Origin of the sequence: Tunturiibacter gelidiferens, from assembly GCF_014201335.1 — a bacterium.
Lineage (GTDB): Bacteria > Acidobacteriota > Terriglobia > Terriglobales > Acidobacteriaceae > Edaphobacter > Edaphobacter lichenicola_E.
On record NZ_JACHEB010000007.1, the window covers coordinates 179,357 to 197,107 of the forward strand.

The window sequence follows — 17,751 nt, forward strand, 5'->3', positions numbered from 1 at the left end:
ACCGCAATCGCAGGAGCCACCTCCAACCAGTCCTACAGCGCCACGCTGAGCGCTACCGGAGGAACCGCACCCTACACCTGGTCGGTCACCGGGCTCCCCACAGGACTCAGCCTCGGCGGCAACGGCGTCATCTCAGGAACCCCAACCGCAACCGGCAACTTCTCTGTCGCCGTTAATGTCACCGATAGTCAGAGCCCGGCCAAGACCGCATCGGCCAATCTCCCACTCTCGGTTACTGCGGCCATCGCGCCTCTCACCATCACCACCGCCACAATCGCAGGAGCCACCTCCAACCAGTCCTACAGCGCCACGCTGAGCGCTACCGGGGGAACCTCCCCCTACACCTGGTCGGTCACCGGGCTCCCCACAGGACTCAGCCTCGGCGGCAACGGCGTCATCTCAGGAACCCCAACCGCAACCGGCAACTTCTCTGTCGCCGTTACTGTCACCGATAGTCAGAGCCCAGCCAAGACCTCGTCCGCCACAATACCACTGGTCGTTACGGTTCCCGCGCTCACGATCACCTCATCCTCTCTGCCCTCAGGCACCGATGGCTCGACCTATTCAGCCGCTCTGCAGGCAAGTGGAGGAACACCTGCCTACACCTGGTCGATCAGTATCGGCAGTCTGCCCGCCGGACTCACTCTTGCGGCAACCACCGGCGTGATCTCCGGTACGCCCTCGGTAACCGGTACGACAAGCTTCACCGCAACCGTAAGCGACAACGGCAATCCCGTCCAGACTAAGTCAGTCTCGGTATCGATCAAGCTGAGTGCAGCGCAGCCGCCGCCTGGCCCGGGTACAACGTGGTACATCCGCCCCGACGGCGGGACCAACACGCAGTGCACTGGCAAGACCAACGCACCGTATCCCGGCTCCGGTTCAGGTCAGGCGTGTGCCTTCAACCATCCTTACCAGATGCTGAACTCCTCGGGCAATTGGACCAGCTTCGCGAGCGGTGACACGATCCAGTTCGTCAACACTTCTGGAACCTCAGATACCTATTTCATGGGTGAGAAGAACAGTGGTGTAGGTACAGACTGGAGCGCACAGATCTCACTCTGCGCTACGGGTGCGAATAACGCGACTGGCTGCATTCTCCCAGCCCCTCCCTCTGGCACTGCCAGCCAGCACACCCGGATTCTCGGGCAGAATGCGGGCAACTGCCACGACTCAGCTCACACCCATCTGGTCAATCCCACCGTGCTTAGCGGAATCGATAATGCCTTCGCGGTTCTCGATACCCGGGGAACCAACTACGTGGATATCTCCTGCATCGAGATAACCCAGCCCGACACCTGCACCGTCATCGAAGGTCCAGGCCAATGCTCTGACGCCAAAAACTATGTGAAGTATGGCGGTATTATTCTTAACTACCTGACCGAGCAAGGCCCCTCCAATCTGACCCTGCAGGATGTCGCCGTCGTCGGTGTAGCAGGAAGCGGCATTCTGGGAAGCCATCTCAACAAAACCAGCAGCGATATCTTTAGCGCAACCGATGTCTATGTGATCGGCAACGGAGAGGCGGGCTGGAATGGAGACGGCGGGGGCTGCGGCACATCCTGCGAGACCGTGGGAACCATGAATCTCTCCCACGTAATGATTGACTGGAATGGCTGTGTCGCGGTCAAGCCCTACGACATGACCAAGCCCGATACGCAGAACGCCTTCAACTACTGCTACGGACAGGAATCTGGAGGCTACGGCGACGGCTTCGTCCAGGTCGCTGCCGGCAACATGACCCTGAATGTGGATCACAGCTTCTTCCGCTGGAACACGCAGGACGGATTCGACTCGCTCCATCTCAGTGACGACATCAAGACTTCCCCGGCGATCCATATCTCCACCTCCTGGTCAGAGGGCAACGCCGGTCAAACCTTCAAACTCGGAGCAGGATCCGCCTCGTCTGCAATCAATAACGTCTCCATCAGCAACTGCCGCGTGCTGGCCACTGCGTCGAACTTCCCTAATAACCCCTCGGGCTGGGCTCTGGACAACGGCGACACCTGCCGCGCCGCCGGCAATCACTGGGCCTTCCAGCTGAACAACAACACCGTCATCACGCTCGAGAACAACACCTCGGTCGGATACGGCACCACGATGTACGACGTTGAATGTGCTCCTCTGGCTCCCAACTGCGCGGCCAGCGGCGCGACATTTATCTTCAGAAACAACATCAGCAAAGGCTATCCCGATCCCGGTGACGACAACAGGCTCGCATCTGGCATCTACCTTGGTGCCGGAAATATCTTCGCTAATGCCGGATCGGTGATCGATCACAACCTGTGGAGCACGATGAATACGGGATGCCCGGACGTCTCCGTTGGCGGCAGCTATGAGAAGATCTACACCTGCGGCGATCCCGATCTGGTGGGAGAGTCCAACATTAACGCGATCAACCCCAACATCACCTCCTCCAGCGCGGCGATCAACTCCGGTATCGCGATCTCCGGCATCACCACCGACTACAACGGAAATACCAGAGCCAACCCGCCAGCCATCGGCGCCATGGAACCATAAACCAACAAAACAAAGAAAAGCCGGTCGCGTCACTCCACGCGGCCGGCCTTTTTTTCCCCTCTAGTTAGCTATCGAAGCGACGGCTATCCCGAAAAGCAATCGATCTCGATCCCGAGCGACGGCCTCCCCTAGCAACGAACGATCTTCTCCGACTTGATCCCCTTCGTCGCATTCCGCGAGTCCACCACCAGCCGCGACTTGCTCACAATATCCTTGTAGTCGTAATCCGTATGGTCCGTCATGATCAACACGCAGTCATACTGCCCCAGGTCATCGAGCGGCGTACACGTCATATTCAGGTTGTAGTGGCGCCCCCTGCCTACTGTCGGGAAGTAAGGATCGTTGTACTGCACCTCCGCCCCCTGCTCACGCAACAACTCAATCACAGTCAGCGAAGGCGACTCCCGCAGGTCATCGATGTCCTTCTTGTACGCCATCCCCAGCATCAGAATCCGCGCCCCATTCACAGCCTTCTTATTCTGGTTCAATCCTTTCGCGACGTACTGCACCACATGCGCAGGCATCGCCTCATTCACCTCGCCCGCCAGTTCGATGAAGCGCGTATTGAAGTCGTACTCCTTCGCCTTCCAGCTCAAATAGAACGGGTCAATCGGAATGCAGTGGCCACCCAGCCCTGGCCCGGGATAGAACGGATGAAACCCGAACGGCTTCGTCGCCGCAGCATCGATCACCTCCCAGATATCCATCCCCATCTTCAGAGCCAGCACCTTTAGCTCATTCACCAGCGCAATATTCACGCAGCGATAGATATTCTCAAGCAGCTTCGTCATCTCAGCCGCGCGCGTCGACGAGACCCGCACCGAGCGAGTAAAGATGCCCTCATACATCACCGCCGCGAGTTCCGTCGCAATCTCTTCATGACCGCCCACAACCTTCGGAATGTCACGCCGCGCCACCGTTGTATTGCCCGGGTCCTCGCGTTCCGGCGAGAACGCCACATAAAACACTCCCTGCTCAGCGGCAGTCCCTTTGCTCTGCACCTTCAGTCCGTTGCGGTTCTCCGCCTCGAGGATCGGGATCATCAGATCCTCCGTTGTACCCGGATACGTCGTGCTCTCGAGCACCACCAGCTGCCCCTCCTGCAGCCATGGAGCGGCCGCCTTCGCCGTATTCTCCACGTAGCTCAGGTCCGGCTCACGATGCTCCGTCAGCGGCGTCGGCACGCACATGATGATGGCGTCCTGATCCGAAAGCCCGGCAAAGTCCGCCGTGGCCTTGAAACCCTGCGCGCGTGCGCTCTGAATCTCCTCCGCGGGAATGCGAAAGATATAAGACCGCCCAGCTTCAAGATCTGTAACCTTTTTAGTGTCAATATCAAATCCCGTCACCTTGAAACCCGCTTCAGACAGAAGCAGAGACAACGGCAACCCCACGTACCCAAGGCCGATCACTCCGATCTTCGCGGTACGGTTCTCCAGACGCGTCATGCGCACCTGTGCAATCTTCGGTAAAGCAACCTGACTCAATGTCGACATAGTCTCGATTATCGCATCCACCCTTCTGTGCTTCCATCTTCCGAAACTCGACAAAAACGATCGAATTCCCGAGAAATTATTCTGTCTGCCAACTCCATCCTCTTCGGCACTCAAACCGCGTGAAACAATACGGCATTCCCTTTGGAAAAGAGGCTTCAAGAAGACGCTACTCTCTTTCTATTCCATCTCCCTGCGAACCATCAGCCCTCTTCCGTCATCCGCGTCGCACAAAAGTCGCATTGACTTGAATCTTCCCGGTCGCCAAAGTTAAATAACGTGTCCAATCCGCGACCTGCACTCACTTTCATCCTGCGATCCCTGATAATAAGAGAAGCTCCCAGGCGCGACACACTTTTGAACATCCCAGCACGGTACGTCTGGGCGGAGGAAAGATGGCTCGTTACCTCATCACCGGAATCGCAGGCTTTATCGGCTCGTCACTGGCCCATGCACTCGTCGAACAGGGCCACGACGTACGCGGCATCGACAATCTCTCCACAGGAGATCTCGACAATCTCGCCGACATCCGCCGCTCCATCGACTTTCAGGAGATGGACCTTCAGGATGTTGCCGGAATGAAATCCGCCTGCGAAGGCATCGACTACATCCTCCATCAGGGCGCCCTCGCCTCGGTCCCGCGCTCGGTCAAGGACCCCCTCACCTCGCACGAGTCCAACATCAACGGCACCCTGAACCTCCTCATCGCAGCGCGCGATGCCAAGGTTCGCCGCATCGTCTACGCGGCCTCATCGTCGGCCTACGGAGATCAGCCCACCCAGCCCAAGCAGGAAGACATGCTCCCCCGGCCGCTCTCACCCTATGCCGTCCAGAAGCTCACCTGCGAGTACTACATCCAGTCCTTCTATCGCGCCTACGGCCTCGAAGGTGTATGCCTGCGCTACTTCAACATCTTCGGCCCGCGTCAGGCAGCCGACTCGCCTTACTCCGGCGTCATCGCTCAGTTCACCTTCAAGATGATGGAAGGAATCACCCCCACCATCTTCGGCGACGGCGTCACCAGCCGAGACTTCAACTACATCGACAACGCCGTCAGCGCCAATCTCCTCGCCTGCCTCGCGCCCAGCGAAGTAGCCACTGGCCGTGTCTTCAACGTCGGCACCGGAAAAAGCCACACACTCAACGAGGTCTACGCCGCCATCGCCGGCCAGCTCGGCTTCACAGCCAAGCCGCTCTACGGCCCTCCAAGAGCAGGCGACATTCAACACTCCCTCGCCGACATAACCCGCGCCACCCAGGAGCTCTCCTACCAACCCAGGGCCCACTTCCACGAAGGCCTGAAGAAGACCGTCGCCTGGTATCTGGAAGAAAAACAGAAAAAGGAAGCGCTAGCACTCAAGGCCTGACGAAGCGGCGCCCACCGGACGATCCAGCCACAGTCAAATCGACGTACTCTGACGGACCCATTGGGTTCGCTGACCGGCCCCTCCGATCGGCTGGCCTTACCAATAAATTTTTGTTATATCAACAACTTAGAAAGAAGACCGAAGACCTGGCGGCAGTCATTGCGTGGTGAATCTGTCAAAATGACAGGCTTTCTCCTTCGCCCGACTCATGCTGGCAGTCGGAGAGCTTCGCGATGGCCGCACCCAATCCGGCAAAGATCCCCATGGGCCTTTTCCAGGAGTTCTCCAACAACACCCTCTACCGGCGCCAGATAGCCCGACTTCACTAGCCGCCGCGCACTCCGTTTGTCGAAATTCAACACTGAATCACCCTCAACGTGTACCTTTAACCAATCGCACCAATCCCACGCTTCCAGAAACCATCCCAGGCGTGCAACTTTAAACGAGCACCATTACCAATGCAGTTCAATTCAGAAAGTCATCACAAAGGGTTCTCATCAGCATGCGTATTGCATCCGTCGGCACCGCCTATCCACCTCATCGCTACTCCCAGGCACAAATCTCAGAAGCACTTACGGCGCGCTGGCAAGACCGCATGGAAGAGCCTCGCCTCATCAACCGGCTCTTCGTCAACTGCGGGGTCGACTTCCGCAATCTCGTCTTCCCCCTCGACGTCTATGAGAATCTCTCCGGCTTCGGCCCAACCAACGACGCCTGGATCGTAGCCGCCGTCGAGCTCGGCGAAAAGGCCATCGACACCGCCCTCGCCCGCGTAGGCCTCACCCCGGCCGACATCTCCGCCATCTTCTTCGCCTCGGTCACCGGCATCGCCAGCCCCACCATCGACGCGCGCCTCATCAACCGGATGCCCTTCCCCACCAGCATCAAGCGCACGCCCATCTTCGGCCTTGGCTGCGTCGCCGGTGCCGCCGGCATCTCCCGCGCCTCCGACTACGTCCGCGCCTTCCCCAACCAGTACGCGCTGCTCCTCTCCGTCGAGCTCTGCTCCCTCACCTGGCAGGACAACGACCAGTCCATCGCCAACCTCATCTCCTGCGGCCTCTTCGGCGACGGCGCCGCCGCCGTCGTCATCGCAGGCTCCGAAACCGCCCTCGCCAAGCGCACCTGCGCCACCTGCATCTCCGGCCCCAGGATCCTCGACACCCGCTCCACCTTCTACCGACACACCGAGCACATCATGGGCTGGGACATCGGTGACATGGGCTTCAAAATCGTCCTCTCCCCCGACGTCCCCAAGGTCGTCAACGAGCATCTTCGTGGCAACGTCGAGTCCTTCCTCACCGACAACGGCCTGTCCCTCGGCGACATTTCGAGCTACATCTTCCACTCCGGCGGCCCCAAGGTCCTCGAAGCGATGGAAAACACCCTCAGCCTCCCGGAAAACGCCCTCGAGGCCTCCTGGCGCAGCCTCCGCGAGGTTGGCAATCTCTCCGCCGCCTCCGTCCTCGCCGTCCTCGAAGACGTCCTCGTCAACGCCCCCGGCAAGCCCGGCACCTACAGCATCCTCGCTGCCATGGGCCCGGCCTTCTGTTCCGAACTCGTTCTTCTGCAGTGGTAGCAGCCAGCCAGAGCCTCACCTTCAAAACCCACGGCTGAATCCACCCAGGATTCAGCCGTCTTCCTTTCTACGCCGCAACTCAAGGCACACTGCAACCAAACACCTTCCGTCACTCTCTCGTCCCGATTTCGTCATTTGCTTGTAAACCCAGCGTCCTCTTCATCCCAGCGACGTCCTATCTTCAGAGGACTCCGCTTTTCCATGCCATTGAGCAGCTTCACAACGCAACCTGATGTCCTCATCGTTGGCGCAGGCCCGGCCGGCCTCGCTGCCGCCATCGCCTCTGCAAACAAAGGCCTCCACGTCGAAGTCGTCGACGCCATGCAGCCCCCCATCGACAAGGCCTGCGGCGAAGGTCTCATGCCCGACGCCATGCGCTCTCTAGCCCACCTCGGCTTCAACCTCAACATCGATCTCCGCAAAGTCGAAAACCATCTCCTCCGCGGCATCCGCTTCCTCAACCAACAGGCGACCACCTCCGCCGAAGCCAGCTTCCCAGCAAGCCCCGGCCGAGGCATCCGCCGCATCGTCCTCCACCAGCTTCTGCTCGACCGCGCCCTCGCTCTCGGCGTCCGCTTCCACTGGCAGAACTCCGTCCAAAGCATCGAGCCCACCTCCACCGGCCATCTCATCCGCACCAATCGCCAAACCCTCCGCACCCGCTACCTCATCGGCGCCGACGGCCACCAATCCCGCATCGCCGCCTGGGCCGGCCTCTCCAAGGCCACCATCCACTCCCGCCGCATCGGTCTCCGCCAGCACTACGCCATCGCCCCCTGGACCAACTACGTCGAAGTCTATTGGAGCGATCACGGCCAGGCCTACGTCACCCCAACCTCCGCCAACGAGGTCTGCGTCGCCTTTGTCTCCAACAAAAAATTCCCCACTGTCGACCACGCCCTCACCCACTTCCCCGCTCTTCAACGCCAGCTAGCCTCTGCAACACTCAGCGGCTCCGCTCGTGGATCCATCACACTAGGCCGCACTCTCCCCCGCGTCACAACAAACAACATCGCCCTCATCGGCGACGCCTCCGGATCAGTCGACGCCATCACCGGCTCCGGCCTCGGCCTCTGCTTCCATCAAGCCATCGCGCTCGCCAACTCTCTCCACACCGAAAACCTCGCCCTCTATCAATGCGCCCACCGCCGCATCCAGCGCCCTTCCCGCATCATGTCCCGCAGCCTGCTCCTCATGGACCGCTTCCCCCACCTCCGCGCCCTCACCCTCACCGCCTTCCAGCGCCGCCCTCTTCTCCTCGAATATCTCCTCCATATCCACATCGGCTACCGACCTTGCTCTTTTGGTGTATTGACGAACCGCTTGCAGCCGGATTACACCTGCTGACAAGCTAAAGTTAATCAGGGTGGCGCCCATAACCTTTACAGCGGCCCTCGCATCCCTGTAAGTTGGGGCTATCCCAGGACGCCGGAGCAACATGAACGACATCGCCACACGCTGCATCGACATCATCGCCAAATCAAAGAGCATTCCTGCGGACACCATCTCCCTGGCCAGCACCTTCGACGAACTCAACATCGACTCCCTCGACAAGATCAACATCTCCTTCGAGGTCGAGGAAGCCTTCAACATCGAGATTCCCGACGAAGCCCTCAGTACCCTCCGCACCGTAGGCGACATGGTCGAAGGCGTAACAAAGCTCACCGCCACAACCCCATCCACCATCACCACCCACTAGCAAATTCCTCACCTGAGCCTAAAAAAGCTCGTCATCTCGACCGAAGTCACGCAAGTCTCATCGCGCGACGCAGCGGAGAGACCCCCGCATTTTCGCTTTTGCAGTTACAGTTGCCTCTGTCTTTCTTGTTGTCATCCCCGCAGGGGATCTGCTGTTTCCACCTTCTTCAACCTCATCAATACTCGAATGCCGGCCGCCCCGCCCACCCGTGTATCATTCGCTCGTATGTACGTAGGCGACCCCCAAATAACCGCCGGTCAGGTCCTACGGACCTTTCAACACGACGAACTCTACCTCTTCCTCGGCGCAGCCTTCACCTCCGTCGGCCTCGTCTCTATGGCATTCGCCTTCCTCAGTCGTAAATTTGACGCAGTACTCTTCTGGCTCGCCGTCTTCGCAATCTTTTATGGAACGCGCTTATGGCTCAATGCGGGATTTTTTCGTCTGCTCATGCCACACGAAGCCTTCTTCTACCGGCTGCCGAACGTTGCCAATTATCTAGTCCCCATCCCTGCCTTCTTTTACTTCGCAGAGGCAGGATTCCTGGGTCCGAGCGGACGCAAAATCGCTATCGCCCTTACGCTTCCGTTTCTCTGCATCAGCATTGGAAACCTCTGGTTAGGTAACTCGCTGGTCTTCGTCTACATCAATAATGCGATCGTAATCATCATGCTCGCCGCCCTGACCATTGAATCGATCCGACGCAAGCAAGTCGACAAAGACTTCACCATCGTCAGGGTAGGCATCATGGTCTTCGTTGCATTTGCGCTCTACGACAATATCGCCGGAGTCTTCGGACGTTTCCCGCAAAAAGAGCCCATCGGTTTTGCCTTCTTCCTCGCTGCTCTTGGCTACGTCGCCGCAAAACGCAGCCTCCATCGCGACCAACAGTTCAACGACCTGCAAAAAGAACTGGAGATTGCACGCCGCATCCAGACCTCGATCCTCCCGTCCGCTTATCCACAATCCGCCCACTTCCACGTCGTCGCCCGGTACGTCCCCATGACCGCCGTAGCCGGAGACTTCTACGACTTCCTCATCGCCAATGAAACTGAAGCAGGCCTCCTCATCGCCGATGTCTCCGGCCACGGCGTCCCCGCTGCTCTCATCGCCTCCATGGTCAAACTCGCCGCTACCTCCCAGCGAACCAACGCCGCCGATCCCGCCCTGCTCCTCTCGGGAATGAACTCCGTCCTCTGCGGCAACACGCAGGATCAGTTCGTCACCGCCGCCTATGTCTACCTCGACGCCGCGTCCTCCACCCTGCGCTACTCCGCCGCCGCTCATCCACCCATGATGTTGTTCCGCGCCGGAGACGTCATCGAACTTACCGAAAATGGCCTCATGCTCGCAGCTTTCTCCTTCGCGACGTACACCACAGCCGAGTACGCACTTCAACCCGGCGACCGGCTCCTCCTTTACACCGACGGCATCCTCGAAGCCACCAACCCCCAGGGCGAAGAGTTCGGATCGACCCGTCTCCACACCCTCCTCAAAGACGCCGCCCATCTCAGCGCCGAAGATTCAGCCGACAGGATCATCTCCTCCCTCGAACAATGGTCCTCCAGCGCCCGAAACGACGATCTGACGCTCCTCATCTGCGACTACCAAAGCAACGCCAACACCCTCCAAACAACCAACTGAATCCTTATCACTGTTGCTATTGCCGTCGCCGTTGCCGCTGCTGTTGTTGTTGCCCTTGCTGTTGCCGTTGCCCTTGTTGTTGCCGTTGCAGTTCTGGTTGTCATCCCCGAAGGGGATCTGCGGTTGCCGTGCGGTTGCCTCTCTTGCGGTTGCCTTTCTTGTTGTCATTCCGAAGGGAACCTGTTGTTGCCCTTGCCTTAGCTCTGACCATTCACCAAACCTGTCAAGCCCCAAACCACCCAAACCCCGCGCCAATCCAACAGACTCGCGTGGCGTATGAGTTTCACCCACCCAGCTATAATGAAATAAGACACCCGAAAGGCCCCTGCCACTAACAGGGGCCTTACTTATTCTGGCAGCTCTAACCCATTTAGATTGAATATTTTGCAAGCAACCCCTTTCAATACAATATTTTACAGACATACGCCACCCGCAAACTCATCAAAATAAATAACTTACCCACAAAATACCCCGAGGGGAGGGGGGAGGGGGTAAGCTTGTCCTCCGAGAGAATCTACAATCACCAGAGCACTACCAGGGAGAAGAAGTGAATCGTGTCGTAGTCACCGGCCTCGGATGTATCACCCCAATTGGCAACACCGTCGCAGAGTTCCGCACCTCCCTCTTCGCCGGGTCGACCGGCATCGCCCCCTTCCCCCCCTACCCCGAAGCCCCGCCCCGCGAAGCTCATGACAAGACCCAGGGCCTCCGCTTCACCCGGACCGCCGCCGTCAAAAACTTTGACGCCAGCCAGCACCTTGACTCAGGCGTCATCACCGCCACCGACCGCACCGTGCACTTTGCCGTCGTGGCCGCCCGCCAGGCCGCCGCGGAGTCCCAGCTAACCAACCACTACGCGCCGGACAAGATCGCCATCGTCGTCGGCTGCGCCTGCGGTGGCCGCCAGGCCGAAGAGACTGAGACCAACAAGCTCTATACCCGCGATGCCCGCGTCCATCCCCTCACCGTCGTCCGCACCATGGCCTCAGCCGGCGCCAGCAACATATCCATCGACCAGAAGATCACCGGCCCCTCCTTCAACATCTCCACTGCCTGCGCCTCCGGAGCCCACGCCATCGGCCACGCCTTCCAGATGATCCGCGCCGGAATGATCGACGCCGCCATCGCCGGAGGCCACGAAGCCCCCCTCACCTTCGGCTTCCTCCGCGCCTGGGACTCCATGCGCGTCGTCTCCCCCACCCAATGCCGCCCCTTCTCTGCCGACCGCGACGGCATGACGCTCGGCGAAGGCGCCGCCATGTTCACCCTCGAAACCCTCGACTCCGCCCGCGCGCGCAACGCCCACATCTACGCCGAGATCGTCGGCACAGGCTCCTCCGCCGACGCCAGTCACGTCACCCAGCCTCACCCCGACGGCGCTGCCGCCGCCATGCGCAACGCACTCCGCGACGCCAGCGCCTCCCCCAACGAGGTCGGCTACATCAGCGCCCACGGCACCGGCACCCAGGTCAACGACACGACCGAATCCGGCGCCATCTATCAAGTCTTCGGTCCCAATGCCGCCAAGATCCCCGTCAGCTCCACCAAAGCCCTCCACGGCCACTCCATCGGAGCCAGCGGCGCCCTCGAAGCCCTGGCCACCATCCTCGCCCTGGCAGGGGGTCGCCTCCCAGCCAACGCCGGCGTCACCGAAATCGACCCCGCCATCAAATTGGACATCATCCTGGGCTCCCCCCGCGACATTACCCCCCGACTCGCGCTCTCAAACTCCCTCGCCTTCGGAGGCCTCAACGCCGTCCTGGCCTTCCGCCCCGCCAAGTAATTTCTCCACACCGGATGCCGCACACAAAAAAGCTCAGCTAACTCGCTGCGGCTTCGCCTTCGATTCAATCAATGCCGCCGCACTCAACGAACTTGCCACCGAAAGTCCCACCGCAATCCACAACACCACCCCATAAGCCCCAACAAACGACTCGCCGATCAGCCGCTGCACCCGCACATCCTCGCTCCGCGCAGCCGCCAGCTTCGCCCTCTGAGCCTCAACCCCCTGCCGCTCCGCCGCAGGCAGACCCAACCCGTCCAGCCCCCGCTCCAGCCGCCCATAAAAGACAGTCGAAAACACCAGCCCCATCGCCGCAATCGCCAGCAATCCTGCCACGCGCGACACCGCATTATTGATCCCCGACGCCACACCCGCCCGGCTCTGATCGATCGAATTCATCACCGTAGTCGTCAGCGGCGCAACACTGACCGCCATCCCCAGCCCCAGCACAATCACAGCCGGAAACACCGTCACCCAGTAAGATCCGCCCACCCCACCCCGGCCAAGCAAGCCAAACCCCACCCCAGCAATCAACGGGCCCACAATAAGCGGCAGCCTGGCACCATACTTCGCAACCAACCCACCCGACCACCGCGACAATATGAAGACCAGCAAAATAAGCGGGAGCAAAGCCCCACCAGCCTCCGTAGCCGAGTAGTGCTGAACCTGGATAAGATTCAACGGCAAAAAGAACAGCACCCCACTCAGCGCACCATACAAAAACAAAGTCATCAGATTCGCACCGCTGAACGTCCGCGAGCGAAACAGACCCAGCGGCAACATCGGCGCCTCAGATCGCGACTCCACCACAAAGAACAACCCAAGCGCCACCACGCCAACTACACCAGCAACGAGCGCCCGCTCCCCACCCCGCCCAGCCTCGATAAGGCCAAATATAACCCCGCACAGTCCCACGGTAGCCAGCACCGCGCCCCAACCATCCAGCCTCTGAACCATCTTCCCGTCGCGGCTCTCCGGCACCCTCGCCAAGGAAATCAACACCACCAGACCAGCCAGCGGTAGGTTGATAAAGAACGCCCATCGCCACGAAAGACGATCGATCAACCACCCGCCCAGCACCGGCCCCACAGCCATCGTTATCGCCGTAAACCCAGACCAGGTCCCTATGGCTCGCCCGCGCTCCTCTTCGCAGAACGATGAACTGATCAACGCCAGGCTTCCCGGCACGAGCAATGCCCCACCCACTCCCTGCAGACCACGAGCCACAATCAACGCACGGATGTCAGAAGCAAATCCACACCACGCCGAAGCCGCTGCAAATATCGCCACCCCAATGATAAAAATCTTCCGGCGCCCATAAAGATCACCCAGCGATCCGCCTACGAGCAGGAGTGCCGCCAAAAACAGCGCATAGGCCTCCACCACCCACTGCACATCAGTCACCGTAGCATTCAGAGCACGTTGCAACGCCGACAGCGCGACGTTCACCGCAGTCCCATCGATAAACACCATGCTCGACCCAAGGATCGTAGCGGCGAGAACCCACTTCCCTCTGCGCGTTTGAGCCGGTGCTTGGGCCATATTGCGGATCGCGCCTTCTTCACAGGGCAAATTCGGCATGGTCCTTCCCCCCACCGCCGCCGATCATACCAGCAGTCAGCAACGAAGCCGGCTGGCGCAGAATCGTTTCTGCCACTTAAGTGAAGGTCTAAAAATACTTACGGCGGGCTATACTGCTCGCAACGGAATTGGTTTGTAGGCTTCCGGATGGGCCCTCGTTACATGGAGCAGCAGATGCCTCTAAAGCAGATCGCACTGAAGTACCTTCCCGATGCTGTCCTGAAGCCAGTTCGTACCCGTCACTACCAGGATCAGTTGAAGCACTACGATCTCAACGCTGAGCCCGATCTCCTTGGTTGTAAAGCACTCCTGCGTGCCGGTGATATTGTATTCGACATCGGCGCCAACATCGGTGTCTACACCCGTTTCTGTTCGGAGTTTGTCGGCCCAACCGGACAGATTCACTCGCTCGAACCCGTCCCCGAGACCTTCTCTTACCTCACCTCGAACGTCCGCGCGCTCGACCTCTCCAACGTCACCTGCTACAACCTTGCCGCCTCGGACCGTGACCAGGACCACGCCGCAATGAGCATGCCGCAGTACGCCGCCGGAGGCGCAAATATCTACGAGTCCACCCTCTCTGATACTGGCGACATTCCCGTTAAGGTCACGCGGCTCGACACCCTCTTTCCGACTCTCAACCCGCGGCTCATCAAGTGCGATGTCGAGGGGCACGAGATCCCATGCATCAACGGCGCGCTCGAATTGATCGCTCGTTCCCGTCCCATATGGGTAGTTGAAGTCTCCAGCGCTCGCACGTTCGAACTCTTCGCCTCGCTCGCCTACGATGCGTATATCTACGAACACGGTACCTTCCGGATCGCGACTCCCGCCGACAAGACCCCAAACTACTTCTTCCTTCCTCACGAGCAAAGCTCTTTGGTGAGCAATCCCGCCTAGGGCTGAGCAAATGTGATATCGGCTGCTGCCCCGCCTCGGTATTTTTGAGGCAGAGCCGCAGCGCGCGAACGGGACGACTCCTCAGCTCCCCCGCATCCGAACATCCTCCATGGCCACTTCATCGGCGTCGCGGGGAGCGGAACTCCCTCCCTAAACTCAACTCCTGACGAGCTTGCTCATACATCGACCAAAGTCCGTTACTTGTGCAGCATAAAGACTTACAGCTACCGTTACATTATGGACTGCAAAAAGATATTCCTCCCTTTCGCTCTATTCACGGCTCTCTCTTCCATTCTCCACGCGCAGGCAAAACTCGCGATCTACGGAACAGTAGGCGGCGAGAAGACTGAGGTCGCAAACGAGGGCTGGACCACCGCCGGAACCTTTGGCCTCTACTACGGACTCTTCAAAGCCGGTCCCATCAGGATCTCCGTCGATGCCCGCGGAGATCTCTCCGACAACATCAACAGCGGTCTCTTCGGCCCACGCGTCGCCCTTCAGCTTCCGCTATTCCCGCTCAAACCCTACGTCGAAGTGCTCGGCGGATTCTCCTCCTACAGCAGCACCAACAACGGCGCCAAAGACACCACTAGCGCAAACTACCGCTGGGTAGGCGGCGTCGATACGACCATCCTCCCCCATCTCGACTGGCGCATCGCAGACTACAGCTACAGCGCCGCCGGCATCTCTCAACAAGGCGTCACCCGTCACCCACAAAGCCTCACTACCGGGCTCGTAATTCGCTTCTAGTCCTAACCGGAGATCGTCGCGATACCATACCCGATAGATGATCTCCGTTCTCATCCTCACCCGCAACGAGCAGCGCGATCTCCCCGACTGCCTCTCTTCGGTCTCCTGGTCCGACGACATTCACGTCTTCGATTCACACTCCACCGACAACACGGTAGAGATCGCCAAAGCAGCAGGCGCCCATGTCCACACGCGCACCTTCGACGACTACGCCACTCACCGTAACGCCGCCCTCGCCACTATCCCCTTCAAACACCCTTGGGTCTTCCTCCCTGACGCCGACGAGCGCCCCACCCCGGATCTTGTCCGCGAGATGCAGCAGATCGCTCTTGCTGCCCCTGACCAGACCGCAGCATTTCGTGTACGCCGCCGCGACTTCCTCTTCAACACCTGGCTCCAGCACGCCCAGATCTCGCCTTTCTACATCCGCCTCGTCCGACCCGAACGCGCCCGCTACGCCCGCGCCATCAACGAGATCCTCGAGATCGACGGCCCCGTCGCCGAACTCAGTTATCCGCTCGATCACTTCCCATTCTCCAAAGGCATCGCTCGCTGGGTCGAGAAGCACAATCTCTACTCAACCATGGAGGCCGAGTTGATCGTCCGCAACCAGGGCCTGCAAAATCCATCTCTCGTCACAGCCCTCCGCGACCCAGACTTCCACACCCGCCGCCTCCACCAGAAGGCCATCTTCTACCGCCTTCCCGGCCGTCCTCTCATCAAGTGGCTCTACATGGTCTTCCTTCGCGGCGCGATCCTCGATGGCGCTGCCGGCCTCACTTACGCTACTCTCCAAGCCTTCTACGAGTACCTCATCGTCCTCAAGACCAAAGAGCTTCGTCGCGGCGGCGCATAGTTTCACACATCAGGATGATGGACCCGAAAGATCAGCGAAGCATTCGTTCCACCAAAGCCGAACGAGTTCGACATCGCATACTCCATCGGCGCACTGATCGCTCGATCCCTGACCAATCCAAACTGACACACCTCATCAAGATCTTCGATGTTCGTTGTTGGCGGAGCGATCTGGTCTCTCAATGCCAACACGGTAATCCCAGCCTCAAGGCTGCCCGCCCCACCTAGGAGGTGCCCCGTCATCGACTTCGTGGAACTCACCAAAAGATCCTTCGCATGAGCGCCAAACGTCTCCGCGATCGCCCTTGCCTCAGCCCTGTCACCCAGCGGTGTAGACGTAGCATGCGCATTCAAATACTGAATCGCACTTGGCTCAAGGCCGGCATCTTTCAGCGCCAGCTGCATCACTCGGCGAACTCCACGCCCATCCTCCGGCGGAGCATTCGTATGAAACGCATCTGAGTTCGCCGCATACCCCACGATCTCAGCCAGTATTGTGGCTCCCCGCTTCAGCGCGTGCTCTCGCTCCTCAAGCACAAGAATTCCCGCGCCCTCGCCCACAACAAACCCATCGCGCCCGCGATCCCAGGGCCGCGAAGCCCGCGCAGGATCCTCATTCCGTGTTGACAGAGCCCGCATCGCGCTAAACCCACCCACCGACAGCGGCGTAACAGCTGCTTCGCTCCCGCCACAGATCATCGCATCCGCATCGCCCCGTTGAATAATGCGAAACGCTTCGCCCACTCCATGCGCGCCCGTCGTGCACGCAGTCGCACAAGTTAAATTCGGCCCTGTAGTCCCATAACGTATCGCGATCTGTCCGGCCGCCAGATTCGCGATCGTCGCCGTAATAAAGAACGGCGAGATCTTATCCGGCCCGCTGCTCTCAAGTTTCGTGTGCTCGCGCTCGATCACCTCGAATGCGCCAATCCCACTCCCTACATACACGCCGACGCGCTCCGCATCTTCCGCAGACATATCCAGCCTCGACTGCTCCATCGCGAACTGCGCCGCCGCCATCGCAAACTGGATGAAGCGTCCCATCTTCTTTACATCTTTGCGATCAACAAAGTTCTCTGGCGCGAATCCCTTCACCTCACCGGCAAACTGGCAGCTGTATTTCTCTGCATTAAAGAGTGAAATCCTGTCGATGCCCGAATCCCCCCTCTGGAGCGCGACCCAGCTCTCCTCAGTGCCAATTCCCACCGGGCTCACTAGTCCAACCCCCGTCACGACAACGCGAAACTGTTCTCTCATCTTTGTCTTCGAAGTCACGTAACTCCCTCTTTTTGCTGAGACCAGCGGTCCCCTCACTTCGTCCTCAGTCGACAAACCGATGCAGCCGACTTTTTTATTTACATGACAATCATAATTTATTTACGTAAAGCATCGTTCTCTAAACCCCAAAGCAAGATGGCTCAGCCAACTCTCTGACCTCAGCACACGAGGAGACTCATTAAAACCTCCCGAAGTTACAAATCTCCGGCTGACACGTGATACCCAATCCTGAAATCCGCTCAATCTCATTGCGTAATATCTCAAAAAAATTCTTGCAATATTCGTGAAAGCCATTTACGGTT

At 59.2% G+C, this 17,751-nt stretch carries 13 protein-coding genes; 10 read left to right on the forward strand and 3 right to left on the reverse strand.

Translation table 11 applies throughout. The annotated features are described in order from the left end of the window. The coding region (locus HDF14_RS15590) for a putative Ig domain-containing protein (RefSeq protein ID WP_183978353.1) at positions 1–2,520 on the forward strand (2,520 nt) is incomplete at its 5' end. A gap of 128 nt (positions 2,521–2,648) precedes the next feature. On the opposite strand, the gene HDF14_RS15595 is transcribed toward HDF14_RS15590, so the two are convergent. Next, positions 2,649–4,016 carry a nucleotide sugar dehydrogenase gene (locus HDF14_RS15595; protein WP_183978362.1) on the reverse strand — a complete coding sequence of 456 codons (1,368 nt, stop codon included), beginning with the start codon at positions 4,014–4,016 and terminating at the stop codon, positions 2,649–2,651. A gap of 392 nt (positions 4,017–4,408) precedes the next feature. Here HDF14_RS15595 and HDF14_RS15600 point away from each other — a divergent pair, with 392 nt between their 5' ends. From HDF14_RS15600 to HDF14_RS27220, 6 genes are all read left to right on the forward strand, one after another. Then, the gene (locus HDF14_RS15600) at positions 4,409–5,380 is read left to right on the forward strand and encodes an SDR family oxidoreductase (protein ID WP_183978364.1); all 972 of its coding nucleotides are present in this window, start codon (positions 4,409–4,411) and stop codon (positions 5,378–5,380) included. A gap of 502 nt (positions 5,381–5,882) precedes the next feature. Continuing rightward, positions 5,883–6,959, forward strand: a complete 1,077-nt coding sequence (locus HDF14_RS15605) for a type III polyketide synthase (protein ID WP_183978366.1) — start codon at positions 5,883–5,885, stop codon at positions 6,957–6,959. 201 nt (positions 6,960–7,160) lie between these two features. Then, on the forward strand, positions 7,161–8,306 hold the full coding sequence (locus HDF14_RS15610) for an NAD(P)/FAD-dependent oxidoreductase (RefSeq protein WP_183978368.1): 1,146 nt from the start codon (positions 7,161–7,163) through the stop codon (positions 8,304–8,306). A 91-nt stretch (positions 8,307–8,397) separates the two neighbouring features. Then, positions 8,398–8,658, forward strand: coding sequence for an acyl carrier protein (locus HDF14_RS15615; RefSeq protein WP_183978369.1), 261 nt, complete (start codon positions 8,398–8,400; stop codon positions 8,656–8,658). Positions 8,659–8,844: 186 nt separating this feature from the next. Beyond that, positions 8,845–10,302 (forward strand): PP2C family protein-serine/threonine phosphatase, encoded by a 1,458-nt coding sequence (locus HDF14_RS15620; RefSeq protein WP_183978371.1) that lies wholly within the window; start codon positions 8,845–8,847, stop codon positions 10,300–10,302. 547 nt (positions 10,303–10,849) lie between these two features. Then, the gene (locus HDF14_RS27220; protein ID WP_183978375.1) at positions 10,850–12,085 is read left to right on the forward strand and encodes a beta-ketoacyl-[acyl-carrier-protein] synthase family protein; all 1,236 of its coding nucleotides are present in this window, start codon (positions 10,850–10,852) and stop codon (positions 12,083–12,085) included. A 33-nt stretch (positions 12,086–12,118) separates the two neighbouring features. Here the strand turns inward: HDF14_RS27220 and HDF14_RS15630 are convergent, their stop codons facing one another. Continuing rightward, positions 12,119–13,666: an MFS transporter gene (locus HDF14_RS15630; RefSeq protein WP_183978377.1), complete on the reverse strand. Its 1,548-nt coding sequence runs from the start codon at positions 13,664–13,666 to the stop codon at positions 12,119–12,121. Positions 13,667–13,840: 174 nt separating this feature from the next. Between HDF14_RS15630 and HDF14_RS15635 the strand changes: the two genes are divergently transcribed. The 3 genes from HDF14_RS15635 (at position 13,841) to HDF14_RS15645 (ending at position 16,172) form a co-directional block, all read left to right on the forward strand. After that, positions 13,841–14,566: an FkbM family methyltransferase gene (locus HDF14_RS15635; RefSeq protein WP_183978379.1), complete on the forward strand. Its 726-nt coding sequence runs from the start codon at positions 13,841–13,843 to the stop codon at positions 14,564–14,566. Between the two features lie 237 nt (positions 14,567–14,803). Beyond that, the gene (locus tag HDF14_RS15640; RefSeq protein WP_183978381.1) at positions 14,804–15,316 is read left to right on the forward strand and encodes a hypothetical protein; all 513 of its coding nucleotides are present in this window, start codon (positions 14,804–14,806) and stop codon (positions 15,314–15,316) included. 37 nt (positions 15,317–15,353) lie between these two features. Beyond that, on the forward strand, positions 15,354–16,172 hold the full coding sequence (locus HDF14_RS15645) for a glycosyltransferase family 2 protein (RefSeq protein ID WP_183978383.1): 819 nt from the start codon (positions 15,354–15,356) through the stop codon (positions 16,170–16,172). Between the two features lie 2 nt (positions 16,173–16,174). On the opposite strand, the gene fabF is transcribed toward HDF14_RS15645, so the two are convergent. After that, complete coding sequence (fabF, locus tag HDF14_RS15650; protein ID WP_183978385.1) at positions 16,175–17,428, reverse strand: beta-ketoacyl-ACP synthase II; 1,254 nt, start codon at positions 17,426–17,428, stop codon at positions 16,175–16,177. Positions 17,429–17,751: the final 323 nt, after the last annotated feature.

Bases quoted from the DNA above. Each gene is read 5' to 3' on its own strand.
- HDF14_RS15605 (WP_183978366.1), top strand. From the start codon at position 5,883: ATGCGTATTGCATCCGTCGGCACCGCCTATCCACCTCATCGCTACTCC.
- HDF14_RS15635 (WP_183978379.1), top strand. From the start codon at position 13,841: ATGCCTCTAAAGCAGATCGCACTGAAGTACCTTCCCGATGCTGTCCTG.
- HDF14_RS15610 (WP_183978368.1), top strand. From the start codon at position 7,161: ATGCCATTGAGCAGCTTCACAACGCAACCTGATGTCCTCATCGTTGGC.
- HDF14_RS15595 (WP_183978362.1), bottom strand. From the start codon at position 4,016: ATGTCGACATTGAGTCAGGTTGCTTTACCGAAGATTGCACAGGTGCGC.
- fabF (WP_183978385.1), bottom strand. From the start codon at position 17,428: ATGAGAGAACAGTTTCGCGTTGTCGTGACGGGGGTTGGACTAGTGAGC.
- HDF14_RS15630 (WP_183978377.1), bottom strand. From the start codon at position 13,666: ATGCCGAATTTGCCCTGTGAAGAAGGCGCGATCCGCAATATGGCCCAA.
- HDF14_RS15620 (WP_183978371.1), top strand. From the start codon at position 8,845: ATGCCGGCCGCCCCGCCCACCCGTGTATCATTCGCTCGTATGTACGTA.
- HDF14_RS15600 (WP_183978364.1), top strand. From the start codon at position 4,409: ATGGCTCGTTACCTCATCACCGGAATCGCAGGCTTTATCGGCTCGTCA.
- HDF14_RS15645 (WP_183978383.1), top strand. From the start codon at position 15,354: ATGATCTCCGTTCTCATCCTCACCCGCAACGAGCAGCGCGATCTCCCC.
- HDF14_RS15640 (WP_183978381.1), top strand. From the start codon at position 14,804: ATGGACTGCAAAAAGATATTCCTCCCTTTCGCTCTATTCACGGCTCTC.
- HDF14_RS15615 (WP_183978369.1), top strand. From the start codon at position 8,398: ATGAACGACATCGCCACACGCTGCATCGACATCATCGCCAAATCAAAG.